This window comes from Aminobacter niigataensis (genome assembly GCF_946995915.1).
GTDB lineage: Bacteria > Pseudomonadota > Alphaproteobacteria > Rhizobiales > Rhizobiaceae > Aminobacter > Aminobacter niigataensis.
In genome coordinates this window covers 105,065-120,754 of record NZ_OX341518.1, presented here as the reverse complement: position 1 = coordinate 120,754, position 15,690 = coordinate 105,065, and the positions used below count along the sequence as shown (strand labels likewise).

Genomic DNA, 15,690 nt, shown 5'->3' with positions numbered 1-15,690 from the left:
CTGTAGGCGAGCCATCCACCCCCGACATCGAAGGAAACGACGATGGACTTCAGCGTTGCCGCCCTGGGCGGCGCCTTTCCCCAGCTCCTGCCGGCCATGGGCATCAATCTGGCCATCTCTCTTGTCGCCATGGTGCTGGCGCTGATCGGCGGCACGGCACTTACGATCCTGCGCACGCTTGGCATCATGCCGCTCAACGCAGTGATCGGCGTCGTGATCAGCTTCATACGGGGAACACCGATCCTCGTGCAGATCTTCCTGTTCTACTACGGCCTGCCGGCTCTCGGCCTCGACCTGTCGCCGATCCAGGCAGGCATCCTGGCCATTGCATTCAACAGCTCGATATTCATCACCGAGATCATGCGCGGGGGATTGTCCGGCATGGATTCCGGTCCGGTCGAAGCCGCGATCGCCCTCGGCATCAAAGGCAAGGTCATCTGGACCAAGGTAATCCTGCCGCAGCTCTACATCCGCATCATGCCGCCGCTGGTCAACGAACTCACCACCATCGTCAAGGGCACAGCCCTGCTGTCGGTGATCACGGTCGTGGAAGTGTTGCGAACCGCGCAGCAGGTGGCGAACGCCTCCTTCAGGCCGCTCGAAACCCTGCTCGCCGCAGCGATCATCCTGTTTGCGGTGAACTTCGTCATCAGCCAGAGCGGCAGGGTTCTGGAGACGCGCTTCGCCGCGCGCAGAGGATAAGGTCATGGCCTTCGACTTTAACGTCATTCTCGACAACTGGGCGCTTTTCGCGCGCGGCACATGGCTGACGATCATCATCGCCGCCGCTGCCGTCGCAGTGGGGTTCCTGATCTCCATACCGATCGCGCTGATGGCGCTGTCGCATCGCCGGACCTTGCGCTGGATCGCCACCGCCTATGTCGAGTGGTTCCGCAACATCCCCTTCATCGTCGTGCTCTACCTGTTCTTCTACGGGCTGCCGTTCTTCAACCTTCGCCTGCCCGAAGCCATCGTCGGCACGATCGCGCTCGCTTTCTTCGCCAGTTCGTATTTTGCCGAGATCATCCGCGGCGCGATCCTCGCTGTGCCGAAGGGGCAGATGGAGGCGGCTCGGGCGATCGGCATGTCCTACTTCCAGGGCCTGTGGGAAATCGTGGCTCCACAGACCGTGCGCCTGTTGGTGCCGCCTTCGACCAACACCAGCATCTCGATGGTCAAGGAAACCTCGGTGCTCAGCACGATTACCGTTGCCGAGCTCACCTACCAGGGGCTCGTCGTCCAGGGCGAAACCTTCGCGCCGTTCGAAGTCTTCCTGACCACCGCCGCAGTCTACTGGGTGGTCACCGCGATCTTTGCCCATTTCATGCACCGCGCGGAAAAGGCGTTTGGCGCTGCTCAAGGCGCTCATCAGGCGCGGACCAGTCTGGCGGACAAGTATCTGTTGATCGGCGCACGGAGGCCGGCATGACCAAGACCCTGCTCAAGGTTTCCAATCTGGCCAAAAGCTTCGGCGGCGCGACGGCACTTCGCGATATCAGCTTCGACGTGGCGGCAGGCGAGGTTGTCTGCATCATCGGCCCAAGCGGTTGCGGAAAGAGCACGCTACTGCGCTGCATCAACCACCTGACCGCTCCCGACAGCGGATTTGTTGAAGTTGCCGGCTCCTATATCGGCCGCGAGCGGAAGGCGGATGGAAAGCTGCGGATGCAGTCGCATCGCGAGATCGACCGCATGCGTCCGAAGATGGGCTTCGTCTTTCAGCAGTTCAATTTGTGGCCGCATCTCAGCGTTCTGGAGAACATCGTCAAGGGCCCCATCAAAGTCCAGAAACGACCACGCGCGGAAGCCGAAGAACAAGCGCTCGCGCTGTTGCAACGCTTTGGGCTGCGCGACAAGGCTCATATGTTTCCCTCTTCGCTCTCAGGTGGCCAGAAGCAGCGCGTCGCGATCGCTCGTGCGCTGGCCATGGGCCCGGAGCTGATGCTGTTCGACGAGCCGACCTCGGCGCTTGATCCTGAAATCGTCAAGGAAGTCCTGTTGTTTCTTCGGGAGCTCGCCGACTCCGGCATGACGATGGTCATCGTCACCCATGAAATCGGCTTTGCGCGCCATGTCGCGGACCGGGTCGTTTTCCTCGACCGAGGCTACGTGGCCGAGGCCGGTCCGTCGAACGATGTGCTTTCCAACCCCACCAATCCTCGTCTGCGCGAATTCCTCTCGCAGATCACATCCGACCAACCAGCTGCAGGCAAAGGTTCGTCCCCTGCAGCCGAACAGCCAATCCACTAAGAAGGACAGCGAAATGACCACACAGCTCACCTCCGCCCCCAAGCATGGCCACACGAGCATGCTCTACTCCAAGGTGCATACCGATCTCGACACGCTGGATGCTCACATCGCCTTCCTCGGCATTCCCTACGGCTCGGCCTACACGATCGACGAAGTGACCAACGACCAGACGCGGGCGCCGACCGCCGTGCGTCAGGCAACCGACCGCGCCGTCCGCAACCTCGACAGGTATGATTTCGACGTCGGTGGGCCGCTCTATGACGACCGCGCGATCAAGGCGGTGGATTGCGGCGACGTCGTCGGCGACCCCAAGGACCCCGGCGCTCACTACCGCAATGCGGAAGCTGCGGTTCGCAAGATCCTGGCCGCCGGCGCTCTGCCCCTGATTATCGGTGGCGACCACGGCATTCCGATTCCGGTCCTGCGTGCCTATGACGACCAGGGTCCGATCACGCTGATCCAGATCGACGCGCATCTCGATTGGCGCGACCAGATCAACGGCGTGCATGACGGCCTGTCGAGCCCAATCCGCCGTGCCTCCGAGATGGCGCATGTCAAGGACATCTTCCAGATAGGCATACGCGCCCAGGGTACGGCGCGTCCGGAGGAATACGAGGCTGCCAAGGCCTACGGCTCCAACATCATCACCGCATATGAACTGCACGATGTCGGCATGGACGCCATCCTCGACCGCATCCCCGATGGTGGCCGCTATTACATCACCATCGACGCCGACGGCATCGATCCTTCGGTGATGCCGGCCGTCGCCGGTCCTGCGCTGGCCGGCGTGACCTACGCCCAGACCCGCAAGCTCCTTCACGGCCTGGTCAAGAAGGGTCGCGTCGTCGGCATGGACATCGTCGAGATCACGCCGTCCAAGGACGTCAACCAGCTCACCGCGATCTCGGCCGGGCGGTTCTTCGTCAACCTGATCGGCGCTGCGGTGCGGGCGGACTATTTCGGCACCAAGTCGGAGCTCGAAGCGAGCGCCGCAAAGGCCGGAAATCAGACTTACGCAGCGGCCTGAGATCCATCATGACCGGGCACGAAGACAATCGCTCGCGCACACGGCGCGAGCGCGATTCACTGGGCGAACGGGATGTTCCCATGGAGGCCTATTTCGGCATCCAGACGCTGCGGGCAGTCGAGAACTTCTCGCTTTCCGACATTGCGCTCAGCCATTTTCCGACGCTGGTCCGCGCTCTCGCCATGGTCAAGAAGGCAGCCGCCATTTCCAACCATGCTGCAGGGCAACTTCCCGAACCGAAATTCGGAGCCATCGTCAAGGCATGCGACGACGTCATCGACGGACTGCTGATGGAGCCGTTCGTCGTCGACGTCTTCCAGGGCGGGGCGGGCACGTCGAGCAACATGAATGCCAACGAGGTCATCGCCAATCGGGCCCTTGAGCATCTGGGGCGAACGAAGGGCGAATACCAGACGGTTCATCCCAACGACGACGTGAACATGTCCCAGTCAACCAACGACGTCTATCCGACGGCGGTTCGGCTGGCGCTGCTGCTCTCGCGTTCCGACTTGCAGACCGCACTTGCCAAGCTGATCTCGGCTTTCGAGGCAAAGGGGCGCGAGTTCTCGACCACGGTCAAGATTGGCCGCACGCAGCTGCAGGATGCGGTGCCGATCACACTGGGCCAGGAATTCGAAGCTTTCGCCGCAACGCTCAGGGAAGATACCGCGCGGCTGGAAGAGGTCGCCTCGTTTTTCCAGGAAGTGAATTTGGGCGGCACCGCAGTAGGAACCCGCATCAACGCCTCGCACGCTTATGCCGAGCGTGCCATCGTCGAACTGTCGAGGATATCTGGCCTTGAGCTGAAAGCCGCCAGCAACCTTTTGGAGGCGAGCTGGGACACCGGCGCCTTTGTTACATTCTCCGGCATCCTCCGGCGGATCGCGGTCAAGCTTTCCAAGATCGCCAACGACCTCAGGCTGCTGTCCAGCGGACCGCGCAGCGGACTGGGCGAAATCCGGTTGCCTCCGGTTCAGCCCGGATCTTCGATCATGCCCGGCAAGGTCAATCCGGTCATTCCGGAATCCGTCAACCAGGTTTGCTATCAGGTGATCGGCAACGACCTGGCGGTCACCATGGCCGCCGAGGGTGGACAGCTGCAGCTCAACGCGTTCGAGCCGCTGATCGTCTACAATCTCCTGACGTCGATGCGGCTGCTCGGCCGGGCCATGACCAATCTCGCCGAGCGTTGCGTGGCGGGCATCGAGGCCGACGTCGAACGTTGTCGCGCCGGCGCTGAGGGCAGCATCTCGCTCGCTACCGCACTCGTGCCTGTCGTCGGCTATACCAAGGCCGCAGACATCGCCAAGCAAGCGCTTGCATCGGGACGAACCGTCATGGAGGTCGCGGTGTCGCTGGGTTTGGATGCCCTGGCGCTGCAGGTCCTGCTCGACCCGTTGGAAATGGCAATTCCGCAGAGAACCCCAAGCAACGAGCCGATCGATGCTCATGCCGGCTAAGACACCCGATGCTGCTGTCGTCATGCGTTCCGTCAGCAAATGGTATGGACAATTCCAGGTGCTCAAGGACATCGATTTCGATGTGGCCAAGGGCGAGCGCGTGGTCATCTGCGGGCCCTCTGGGTCCGGAAAATCGACATTGATCCGCTGCCTCAACCGCCTCGAGCAGTTTCAAAGCGGCCAAGTGACTGTCGACGGCATCGCCCTTACCGACGACACACGATCGGTGGACGAGGTGCGCCGGGAGGTCGGCATGGTGTTCCAACACTTCAACCTGTTTCCGCATTTGACCATCCTGGAAAACTGCACCCTTGCGCCGATGTCGGTGCGAGGCATGAGCCGAAAGGCCGCCAACGAAACCGCCATGCGCTACCTGTCGCGCGTCAGGATTTCGGATCACGCGCATAAGTACCCCTCGCAGATTTCCGGCGGGCAGCAGCAGCGCGCCGCGATTGCGCGATCGCTTTGCATGAACCCGAAGATTATGCTCTTCGATGAGCCGACATCCGCGCTCGACCCGGAAATGGTGACGGAGGTTCTCGACACGATGGTGGGTTTGGCCGAAGAAGGCATGACCATGATCTGCGTCACCCATGAAATGGGTTTTGCGCGCCGCGTCGCCGATCGCGTCATCTTCATGGATCGCGGCCAGATCGTCGAAAGCGCGGAACCTTCGGCGTTCTTCGATGCGCCGAAGCACGACCGGACGCGGCTCTTCCTCAGTCAGATCCTGCACTAGGCAGCGGCTATGAACACGGAAGAGGCCGGTACGAAAAAGGTTCTCGTCGTTTCGACCGGCGGCACCATTGCCTCGCGTTATGATCCTGTTGCGAAAGCCTTGATGAGTGTTGCGACCGGCGCGGAATTGCTGTCGACGCTCGGCCCGCTTGCGCCTGCCGTGGATGTCCTCCTTGAGGAATTCAGCAATCTCGGCAGCAACCGTATCGACCTCGAAACTTCATTTCGACTTGCCTGTCACATCGACGAGTTACTCAAGGACGACATGATCTGCGGCTGTGTCGTCACCCACGGCACCGATACGCTCGAAGAGAGTGCCTTCCTGGCAAATCTCGTCATTTCATCGTCCAAGCCTGTCGTCTTCACCGGCGCTCAACGAGGAGCAGACCAGCCCGACGCGGATGGGCCGCGCAACCTTGCCGATGCCATTGCCGTGGCTGCGTACGCCGATGCCGCCAATCTCGGCACGCTGGTTGTATTCGCCGGCAAGGTGCTGTCGGCCATCGACGCCACCAAGGTTCATACCTCGCGTCTGGCGGCATACGATTCGAGTGGCCTGGGGCCGCTGGGCGAGGTCGATCATGGCGCGGTCCTGATTACCAGGCGGCTTTCGGGGTATGCGGCCATCAAGGCACAACACATCGAGACGCGCGTCGACTTGATCACCCTTGCAATGGGGGCAGACGAGCGCCTGTATGAAGCTGCGGTAGCCTCTGGTGCCCGCGGCATCGTGCTTGAAACCTTCGGCCGCGGCAACGCGACGCCTGAGGTGGTCGCCGCGGTAGCCCGTGCCAGGCAAAAAGGCATCGTCACCATCGTTACCTCCCGCTGCCCCAAAGGTCGGGTGCTTCCACTTTACGGCGACGGCGGCGGACGGGACCTCGAGGAGGCGGGCGCTATTTTTGCCGGACGCCTCAACGGTCCGAAGGCACGAATTCTGCTGTGCCTGGCGCTTGCCAACATGCCTGAACAAGAGATCGCTGCCCTGTTCGCGCAATTTGGCAGGTAGCCTGACCTTAAGCGGCGCAACGACCTTTGCGCATCCAGAAGCTATTCGGCGAGAGGCTCAACTGCTGAAGGGCGCTTCTCGGTGTTTCGCGACAACCGGCAGGCACCCGGCTCGCGACTCAGCGAGATCTTCAATGATCAGGCGTCGCCCGTTGAACAATCTCGCAATCGGGACTGGATCAGAATTCTTGAGTTACTGGTTCGGAAAAGGTGTTTTGTAATTTTATTCAGGAGGTTCAGCCTCAACGTCAATCAGCCTCACCGAATGCGTTGGAGTCTCCAGAAATGGCAAAATCAGCTCTATACGAAGTGCTAGGCGTAAAAATGAATGCAACAGCTGAAGAGATAGAGAATGCCTATGTCAAGAAAGTTGCAAATTTACCTAAGCATGGAATATCTGGTTTTATAGTTCGAGTGTTCGGAATGAGGTATCAATTTGATTATGCACATAGCGTAATAGGAAATGTGCCTAGGCGAAAATTATATGATGTCGAACCAGATATATTCGATTCAGTTACGCCAAATTATCTCGGATTCTAAAATTCTTACAATTGTGACCAGAACATAACTTGGAGGATGGCTATGATTTCCATGAAATCTGGTGATGACGAGATTTTGGCGTCCGCCGGCAAGCGTGCTTGCCAACAGGGTCCATCAAATCGCAGCCAGATCCGGTTCGGGTGGGGTGTGATTGACGATGTATTTCGGCGCATCAGAGTCTTGTTGTCGGAAATCAAGGTTGGTTTGAAATAGTGCTGTGCTTATTTAATAATAAAACCAACAACGCTGGTGCGATGGCTCATCGTTGATGATGCGTCGAATATCCAACGCCGGTGAAACGGCGTAGGACGCCAGACCAAGTCTCGTGCCCGCTTCCACATTGGCAAGCAGATCATATCTTGATTGGCTTGAGCGAGTTCCGGCCCGAGGCTTTGCCGCAAGAATTCGCCCGGGGGCATTTAGCCGTCCAAATTGCAGCGCATACATTCGAGCAACTGGCATTGCAGTTTTTCGCTGCAGTGAGCCTTCGATGGTGCGCTTAGGGCAAGATGCGAGCCGCTAGGCTGGCCTGCGATAGGATCGGAATATCCAATGCAGAGGAACGACTAAAAGTTCTTTTCAATGGTCCCCCGGCGTCACATCGTTAACCAGCGAACTTCCATATCTTGGTTCGAGGATCAGGTCTCGAGGGGCCTGGACAAAAGACCAATCGGCGGCGGTGACAGGCCGCGATCAGTCTCGGCAGAAGGGTTTAGCATGAAGCGTGATGCTCTTGTCTTCTACAGTCCCGTGGATGATCCCGCGGCATGGCGGGATGCTCTCGCCAGCGAATTGCCGGATCTGGATTTTCGCGTTGACGAAGACGGTGGCGATCCTGCGGAAGTCAGTTACGCCTTGTGCTGGCTGCCTCCGAAAGGCTTCTTCCAGAGGTTCCGCAATCTCAAGCTTTTGACCAACCTTGGCGCTGGGGTGGACGCGCTGTTGAACCGCGACGATCTCGTGCCTGTTCCTATTACCCGCCTTTCGGATCCCGGGATGGTGTCGCTCATGACGAGCTATGTCATCTTTGCAGTGACCCGCTACGCCCGTGACATGCATATCTTCGAGCGCGCCAAGCGGCGAGGGGAGTGGCACTATGTCCACCCGCGCGCCTTGTCCGAAATCAAGGTCTGCGTCCTCGGTCTCGGCGAGCTCGGTGCCCATGCGGCCAAATCGCTTGCCGATATGGGCTATGACGTCCGTGGATGGTCGCGCTCATTGAAGACCATTCCCGGGGTCGCATGTCACGCCGGACGTAGCTCGCTCGATGCCCTGCTCGGAGAATGCGAGATCTTTGTATCGATGCTTCCGGCGACAAACGACACGCATGCCCTCCTTGGCGCGCGTGAACTGGCGCTGATGCCCGCTGGCGCCAAGTTCATCAACGTTTCGCGTAGTGCTGTGGTCGATGAAGCAGCCCTGGTGGCGGCACTTAGATCGGGAGCCATCGGCGAAGCAACGCTTGACGTGTTTGGCGCCGAGCCGTTGCCACCGAGCCATCCATACTGGGCCTTGGACAACGTTTTCATAACGCCACATCTGGCCAGCATTACCGTGCCCGCTCTGGCGGTTCGCGATGTAGCCGAGAGCATAAGGCGCGTGCGCCGCGGTGAAGCGCCCCTTCATCAAGTCGATCCGCAAAGGGGCTACTAGGTTCAGGGAAATCCCTGAGTTTGCGCTGTCTCGCATCGCTGGGGAACGCGATGCTTGGCAACGTTGGTGTCAATAAACAACAATGAAAAAGTGAGGAGCATGCAAATGAAGAATTATTGGATTGGCATCGGCGCCATGGCGCTGGCATCGTTCGCGACGCAGTCGGGCGCACAGGAGAAGCTGATCGTCAGCACCTGGGGCGGAAACTGGAAGGACGGAACGGCCATTATCGCCAAGGAATTCACCAAGCGTACAGGGATGGAAGTCGAATTCATCACCGGTGGCACGCTCGACCGTCTGGCCAAGGCCAAGGTCGCCAAGGGAAATCCCGAGTCCGACGTGACCTACACGACATCGCATGTGGGGGCCCTCTATCAATCGGATGGCCTTTTCGAGAAACTCGATATGAGCAAGGTTCCGAACGCCGCCGACCTCTACCCTGCCGGCGATCGCGGCGGCTACGAGATGGGCGTTTACTCCTACGTCTATTCGCCGGCCTTCCGCACCGATCTCATGCCTGAAGGCTTCAAGATCGATTCATGGAAAGTTCTGTGGGACGAATCCATGAAGAGCAGCCTGGGTCTCCCGGATTTCGATCCCAGCCATGTCGTCATCGCCGCTTCGGTCATGGAAGGCAAAAGCCCGGCGGATTGGGAAAGCATCACCGACAAGCTGACTGCGCTGAAGCCCAACATCAAGGCCTTCTATCAGTCGGACGCGACCAGCCAGGATCTCATCCGCACCGGTGAAACGCCTGTGCAGGTCCTGCTGTCGATCAATGGCTACCATTTGATCGAGCAAGGCTTGCCGATCGAGATTGCCATCCCGAAGGAAGGTGCCGTGGTTGGCATCGGCGCCCTGGGCATCAACACGGGAACCAAGAAGCTCGATGCCGCGCACGAGTTCATCAACGTCGCGCTGGATCCCATCGTTCAGCAGGAGATCTGCGAATTCCACAAATGTTCGCCGATGAACCGCAAGGCCAAGATTTCGGAAGAGCTTGCGAAACTGCCAGGGATCTTCACGACCGACGAGCAGTGGAAGACCCAGGCGATCGTGCTTGACGATGCGACCTACGCCAAGCTTCTTCCGCAGTGGAAGATCTGGTTCACCGAAAACATGATGCAGTAACCAGTCGAGAGGATGGGCAGCGCCTTGTGCGCTGCCCAACGGCCATGACCAGACAGCGCCCCTTTTTCGTTCAGTTTCTCGTGCCAGCGGTACTCGTCGCGGTGATTTTCGCCGCAGCGATGTTCAATGTCCTGAAGTACAGCTTCCTCGAATTCGTTCCCGGATCGCTGAATGTCGGTGGCTTCACGCTGGAAAACTTCACCCGCATCAATCGGCCAATCTACTATTGGGTCTTGCTCGACACCTTCATCCTAAGCTTTGCGACGGCGTTCTTCGCACTGCTGCTGAGCTATCCGATTTCGTTTGCATTGGTACGCGCCGAGCGGAACTGGGTGCGTTCTGTACTTGTGGTCCTGGCGATCACGCCGCTGTTCACCGGCGAAATCGTGCGCACCTATTCCTGGATGCTGGTGCTCGGCTCGGACGGTGTCGTCAACACGGCGCTGAAGTCGCTGGGCATCATCGATCGGTCCGTGCCGATCATGTACACGCGGGTGGGCGTCGTCATCGCCCTGGTGCAATTTGCAATGCCGGTCATGATCATCCTGCTGGCGACCGCGATCAGCCAGATCAACCGCGACTGTGAAAAGGCGGCCGCCAATCTTGGCGCCACACCGAACACGGTTTTCTGGTGGGTCACCATTCCACTTACCCTGCCGGGCATTCTCTCCGGCTTCGTCGTGGTCTTCGCCTGGACGATGAGCGCCTTCTCGACACCTCAGCTGATCGGTGGAGGCAAGGTGCTGATGATTTCAAATGTCGTCTATCTCCAGGGCTTCTCGTCATTCAATCTACCCTTTGCGGCGGTGCTGAGCCTTGTCGCGCTGGTTGCCGCACTTGGAAGCCTGGCATTGATGAAACTCCTCACGGCCCGCCTCGAGCAGAACATGGCGACGTCATGAGCAAGGGTACGAACATGCGAAGCACTCTGTTCTGGACGGCCGTGGTGGCGATCCTGGTCTATATGACGCTGCCTGCCGTGGTCGTCGTGGCAACTTCGTTCAACCCCACGGAAGTCATGGCGTTTCCGCCAAACGGCTTTTCGCTGCGCTGGTATGAAAAGGCGCTGACATATCCGGACTTTCAGGTGGCGTTCAAAAACAGCCTGATCGTCATGGGGGTGTCTTCGACACTCGCCATGCTGCTTGGATCAAGCTTCGCCTATCTGATCTTCCACTATAATTTCCGTGGTCGCGGTCTTCTTGAAGCCGCGCTGTGGTCGCCGCTGATCGTGCCGCATTTCACCACTGGATTTGGCTTCCTTCTGCTCGGCAGCCATCTCAACCTGACGCAGGGCTTTGCTGTCATCGTCATGGCCCATCTGCTGCTTGTGACACCATTCGTGACCCGCGCAGTTTTCGTCTCGCTGAGCAATGTCGACCCGAACTACGCCCGCGCGGCGGCCAATCTCGGCGCCACGCCCACCAGGGTGATGTTCAAGATCACGGTTCCCTTGATTTTGCCCGGCATGATAGGCGGCTGGCTCATCGCATCGATCTTGTCGCTGACCGAGTTCACGGCTTCGCTCTATGTCACCGCAAGCCGCACCCAAACGCTGCCGGTCGCGATGTACAATTACATCCGGGAATATGCGGACCCCACCATTTCGGCGATATCGGCGCTGCTGATCCTTTCGACGACAGCGATCATGATCATTGCCAATCATTTCCTCGGCCTCCGTCGAATCCTCGGAATCGACAACGGCTGAAGCGCTAGAGGTTTAGCACCATGATGCATCAAAAAATGACCGCCATCACAGCTCTCGAACACTCGGTCGAGATCAAGGCCGTAAGCAAGACGTTCGGCTCGTTCCATGCAGTCAACAACGTATCGCTGCCGATCCATACCGGGGAATTCGTCACCCTGCTCGGGCCCAGCGGGTGCGGCAAGACCACCTTGCTGAACATGGTGGCGGGCTTCATCGACCCCAGCGCCGGAGCGATCCACATCGGTGGCGTCGACGTCACCGATGTTCCCGTTCATCTGCGCGACACCGGCATGGTTTTCCAGAGCTATGCGCTGTTTCCGCACATGAACGTCTTCGACAACGTGGCCTTCGGCTTGCGCCAGAGGAAATTCTCCAAGAGCGAAGTTACGCACAAGGTCATGCAGACCATCGAGATGATGAAGCTGTCGGGCATGGAAGGCCGGCGCATCTCGCAACTGTCGGGAGGCCAGCAGCAGCGTGTCGCCCTGGCACGCGCCATCGCCATCCAGCCCAAGGTTCTGCTGCTCGACGAACCCTTGTCGGCGCTCGACAAGAGCCTGCGTGCCCAGATGCAGGTCGAGCTGATCGAAATGCATCGCAATACCGGCCTGACAACGATCTTCGTGACACACGACCAGGGCGAGGCGCTCAGCCTTTCCGATCGCATCGTGGTGATGAACCGCGGTCAAATTCAGCAGGTGGCCGAGCCGATCGATCTCTACCGCAATCCGGCCAACGGTTTCGTTGCCTCCTTCATCGGTGAAATCAACGCCTTGCCGGCGGCAATCTATCAGGCATCCGACCGCGAGATCTCGCTGGCAATCGGAAATATCCGCATGACCGCGCCACGGCGTGCGGAATGGCAGTTCGGCCAGGGAGAGATGGTGCAGGCGTTCGTGCGGCCTGAGCACATCCGGATAGCGACGTCCGCCGACGCCGGCTGCAACGTCGTCACGGGTGAAGTGCTGACCCACATCTATCAGGGTTCGCACACGATCACGCGCCTGCGCGTTGACGGCCTCGGTCCGATCGAGATGCGGCTCCCTGGCGGCGACGTTGTCGGCAGGGTTCCCGTGGGAATGCCGACGCAGATCGCCTTCGACTTGTCGCAGGTCATTCTCCTGGCCGACAAGTCGAGCTGAAGCTGAACGTCGGGCGCCGGTGCAGAACGTATGACCGGCCGGCGCCGAGGCCCTGGCTGGTAGGAAGGGCAATCCTGATGTTGGAATTCTTGACCGAGCAGGACTATCGAACGACGCCCTGGAAAAATGGCCGGGGCGTCACCGAAGACGTCCTCCTGCTGCCGCAAGGCGCAACGCATGAGAACTTCGATATTCGCATCAGCCGGGCGCCAATCGTCGACGAATCGCAGTTCTCTCCGTTTCCGGGCATCGACCGGACGATCACGCGGCTCGGTGAAAATCCCCTGGTCCTTCGCTTCGAGGACGGGGAGGAGGTGGCGCTAGGGTACCTGTCGCCCTATCGCTTCGACAGCGCGTCGGCGCCTTGTTCGCAGCTGCCAGGCGGCGCATCACAGGTCATGAACGTCATGACGCGCCGCGGACGCTGGTCTGCACGGGTCGCCGTGGTCGGCAATTCCGACGGAGGCAGCATGTCCGTTCCTCCAGGTGGGCTGCTTGTCGTGCATGCCGTGCGCGGCGAATGCATCGCATCCCCAGGCCGCATCGATGCCGGCGAAACGCTGATCGTGCGGGACGTTGCCCGGGTCGATATTGCTCCAGGCCGGGACAGCGTGTGCCTGGTTGCTGCTTTCGAACCGGAGACGCGTGCCTAGCCACCGGCTGGTGGATCAGAATTGCTGATCCTGTTGCTTGCACTTTCATATTTTCCCGAGGCATGAAGTTGAGCTATTTTTTCGATCATGAACACGATGGTCGATACCCGAAATACACTCTTCTCGCCGTATCGCGGCCGCATTGGCGATCTTGGCCAGCGCCACCAATCCATTGCACCGCGAGATCTGCATCAGGGCATGGGCGTCCCCTTTGTTGGGCCATGCGGTAGCCCGTTGCAGCTGGTGACTGACGCAGCGACGCTGCCGGCCGACTTGCAGGCAAGCGTCATGATGCTTGGAAGTTTCGATGGCTTCCATCGCGGCCACCAGGCGCTGATGGCGGCGGCCCAGGCGGCCGCGCTCGTCGGTAGCAGCCCGATCGGCGTCATGTCGGTCGAACCGCACCCGCGCCAGCTTTTTGCGCCGCAAGCCAAGGCGTTCCGTCTCGGCACGCCCGCCACCAAAGCGGAAACTTTCGGTCGGCTCGGCGTCGACTTCCTGTACAGCCCGCGTTTTGACCACGCCTTCGCCGGACAGGAGCCGGAGGATTTCATCGATGAAATCCTGGTCGGCGGGTTCAAGGTCTCGCGGTTGGTTGTCGGCCACAATTTTCGTTTCGGCCGGCAGCGACGCGGCGACGTGGATCTTTTGCGACGCCTTGGACAACAGCGCGGGTTTGCGGTGGCGGTGGTCGAGGACGTTCACTGGGACGACGCCACCTGTTCCTCGACGCGCGTGCGCAATCTGCTCATGTCGGGTGACATCGAGGCAGCCAACTCATTGCTCGGCCATGCGTGGAGCGTCGAGCTGGGAGCAGAGCCGGCTGCGGTGTTGCGATCGGGAGAGAAGATCGTGGCTTGGCACGGCAGCGTGCTCAAACCCGCCTGCGGCGCATATGATGTTATGGTACGGCTGCCAAATGCATCTGGACCGCTGTCACACGGCTGCATCACCATCGATGCTTCGGGGGTGGCAACCCTGGCGCTGGAGTGTTGGCGTGCCATAGAGCCTGGACCGCAGGCCATATTGTTCGTCGATTTCATCCGTCGGCGCGCCGGTTAGTTTCGTCTCGCCGAAAGATCGCAAAATGTGATCCATAGGCACGAGCTATACTATTTTACAGATCCAAGACCTTGGGTGGATACCTAGCAAGGAATATGGCTTGCCAGCGAGATCGTCATGGCCGGCCTCATCCTTGGAGGTAGACATGACAACCAAGCCTGCATTGAAGCTGACGCACGCCGGGGCGCTCAAGGCCCTCGCCAGTGCAGTTGCCAAGGCCGAGTCGCTCAACGTTCCCCAAAACATCACGATCGTCGACGACGGCGGCAATTTGCTGGCGTTCGTGCGGATGGACGGGGCAAAACTCTTGTCGCGTGAAACCTCGATGTCCAAGGCGATCACCGCCGCCTCGCATCGCCAGCCGACGTCACGCCTCGATCCGAACTACGAAATCAAGCTCGCCATCGCGGGCGGCGGTCGCCTTACCAATCTAGAGGGCGGTTTGCCCATATTCATCGACGGGCACTGCGTTGGCGCGGTCGGTGTCGGTTCCGGGACAGGCGCCCAGGACGTCGAGGTGGCGCGTGCCGCACTCAGTGGCGTGGGCGCCGAAGACCAGAAGCCCTAGCCGCCGGCTCGCCCGATCGCCCCGATCGGCATTGGCGACTTGATCCGATCAAGTCGACAGCTGTCGTCCAAATCAGAACACTTGCAATGGCGGGTTCGCGTCTTGAAACTCTTTTACGCTCCGACTTCTCCCTATGTCCGCAAGGTCATGACGGTGGCCCATGAAGTCGGGCTGGTCAGCAGGATTGAATTGATACCGAGCGGCACCACGCCGCTCGAGGGAGACCGGGACCTTCTCGCGTTCAATCCGCTCGGCAAGATTCCAGCCCTGCTGACCGATGATGGCATGTGTTTGTTCGACAGCCGGGTCATCTGCGAATACCTGGCAGAACTGGCCGGGGACACCACGATTTTCGAGCCGCGGGGTCCGCGCCGTTGGGCAGCGCTCATGCAGCAGGCGCTGGGGGACGGGCTGCTCGATGCGGCGCTGCTGGCCCGCTACGAAATGCTGATGCGGCCTGAGGGCGCGCGTTCGCCTCAATGGCGCGCCGCACAGCTGCGCAAGGTCGAAGCCGCATTGGACAAGATCGAGGCTCTGCTGCCGGACATCGGCGGCGAGGTGACGATAGGCGCGATCAGCTTCGGCTGCGCTCTCGGTTATCTCGACTTCCGGTTTCCCGAGCTGAATTGGCGGGCGCAACGCCCGGTGGCGGAGCGATGGTTCGCCGACTTTGATGCGCGTGCTTCGATGGTGGCGACCAAGCCCTATGACCGCCTGGCGGCGGTCGATCACACCAAGATCAAAGCATGA

Annotated in this window: 17 protein-coding genes; all 17 read left to right on the top strand. The window is 59.9% G+C overall.

The window, feature by feature from the left end:
- Nucleotides 1–42: 42 nt before the first annotated feature.
- Nucleotides 43–702 (top strand): amino acid ABC transporter permease, encoded by a 660-nt coding sequence (locus O1Y97_RS24890; protein ID WP_108610103.1) that lies wholly within the window; start codon nt 43–45, stop codon nt 700–702.
- 4 nt (nt 703–706) lie between these two features.
- Nucleotides 707–1,429 (top strand): amino acid ABC transporter permease, encoded by a 723-nt coding sequence (locus O1Y97_RS24885; RefSeq protein WP_268738236.1) that lies wholly within the window; start codon nt 707–709, stop codon nt 1,427–1,429.
- Nucleotides 1,426–2,250: an amino acid ABC transporter ATP-binding protein gene (locus O1Y97_RS24880; protein WP_183263847.1), complete on the top strand. Its 825-nt coding sequence runs from the start codon at nt 1,426–1,428 to the stop codon at nt 2,248–2,250. The genes O1Y97_RS24885 and O1Y97_RS24880 overlap by 4 nt, the downstream gene beginning before the upstream one ends.
- Before the next feature lie 13 nt (nt 2,251–2,263).
- Entirely contained in the window at nt 2,264–3,277 is a 1,014-nt protein-coding gene (locus tag O1Y97_RS24875) for an agmatinase (RefSeq protein ID WP_268738235.1), read from the top strand.
- A gap of 8 nt (nt 3,278–3,285) precedes the next feature.
- The gene (locus O1Y97_RS24870) at nt 3,286–4,737 is read left to right on the top strand and encodes an aspartate ammonia-lyase (protein WP_268738234.1); all 1,452 of its coding nucleotides are present in this window, start codon (nt 3,286–3,288) and stop codon (nt 4,735–4,737) included.
- Nucleotides 4,721–5,476, top strand: a complete 756-nt coding sequence (locus tag O1Y97_RS24865) for an amino acid ABC transporter ATP-binding protein (protein WP_268738233.1) — start codon at nt 4,721–4,723, stop codon at nt 5,474–5,476. Before O1Y97_RS24870 ends, O1Y97_RS24865 begins: the two co-directional genes overlap by 17 nt.
- 9 nt (nt 5,477–5,485) lie before the next feature.
- Nucleotides 5,486–6,484 (top strand): asparaginase, encoded by a 999-nt coding sequence (locus O1Y97_RS24860; protein ID WP_268738232.1) that lies wholly within the window; start codon nt 5,486–5,488, stop codon nt 6,482–6,484.
- Between the two features lie 284 nt (nt 6,485–6,768).
- Entirely contained in the window at nt 6,769–7,023 is a 255-nt protein-coding gene (locus O1Y97_RS24855; RefSeq protein ID WP_318764304.1) for a hypothetical protein, read from the top strand.
- A 717-nt stretch (nt 7,024–7,740) separates the two neighbouring features.
- On the top strand, nt 7,741–8,676 hold the full coding sequence (locus O1Y97_RS24850) for a 2-hydroxyacid dehydrogenase (RefSeq protein WP_183263842.1): 936 nt from the start codon (nt 7,741–7,743) through the stop codon (nt 8,674–8,676).
- A 105-nt stretch (nt 8,677–8,781) separates the two neighbouring features.
- Nucleotides 8,782–9,807, top strand: coding sequence for an ABC transporter substrate-binding protein (locus O1Y97_RS24845; RefSeq protein WP_108610111.1), 1,026 nt, complete (start codon nt 8,782–8,784; stop codon nt 9,805–9,807).
- Nucleotides 9,771–10,709, top strand: a complete 939-nt coding sequence (locus tag O1Y97_RS24840; RefSeq protein ID WP_318764303.1) for an ABC transporter permease — start codon at nt 9,771–9,773, stop codon at nt 10,707–10,709. Before O1Y97_RS24845 ends, O1Y97_RS24840 begins: the two co-directional genes overlap by 37 nt.
- Nucleotides 10,706–11,515, top strand: a complete 810-nt coding sequence (locus O1Y97_RS24835) for an ABC transporter permease (protein ID WP_108610113.1) — start codon at nt 10,706–10,708, stop codon at nt 11,513–11,515. The genes O1Y97_RS24840 and O1Y97_RS24835 overlap by 4 nt, the downstream gene beginning before the upstream one ends.
- Before the next feature lie 35 nt (nt 11,516–11,550).
- Nucleotides 11,551–12,657 (top strand): ABC transporter ATP-binding protein, encoded by a 1,107-nt coding sequence (locus O1Y97_RS24830; protein WP_318764302.1) that lies wholly within the window; start codon nt 11,551–11,553, stop codon nt 12,655–12,657.
- Between the two features lie 89 nt (nt 12,658–12,746).
- Entirely contained in the window at nt 12,747–13,310 is a 564-nt protein-coding gene (locus tag O1Y97_RS24825; RefSeq protein ID WP_318764301.1) for a HutD/Ves family protein, read from the top strand.
- An 87-nt stretch (nt 13,311–13,397) separates the two neighbouring features.
- On the top strand, nt 13,398–14,372 hold the full coding sequence (locus O1Y97_RS24820) for a hypothetical protein (RefSeq protein WP_268738228.1): 975 nt from the start codon (nt 13,398–13,400) through the stop codon (nt 14,370–14,372).
- Nucleotides 14,373–14,517: 145 nt separating this feature from the next.
- Nucleotides 14,518–14,940, top strand: coding sequence for a GlcG/HbpS family heme-binding protein (locus tag O1Y97_RS24815; protein ID WP_108610116.1), 423 nt, complete (start codon nt 14,518–14,520; stop codon nt 14,938–14,940).
- A gap of 102 nt (nt 14,941–15,042) precedes the next feature.
- The gene (locus O1Y97_RS24810) at nt 15,043–15,690 is read left to right on the top strand and encodes a glutathione S-transferase (protein ID WP_268738227.1); all 648 of its coding nucleotides are present in this window, start codon (nt 15,043–15,045) and stop codon (nt 15,688–15,690) included.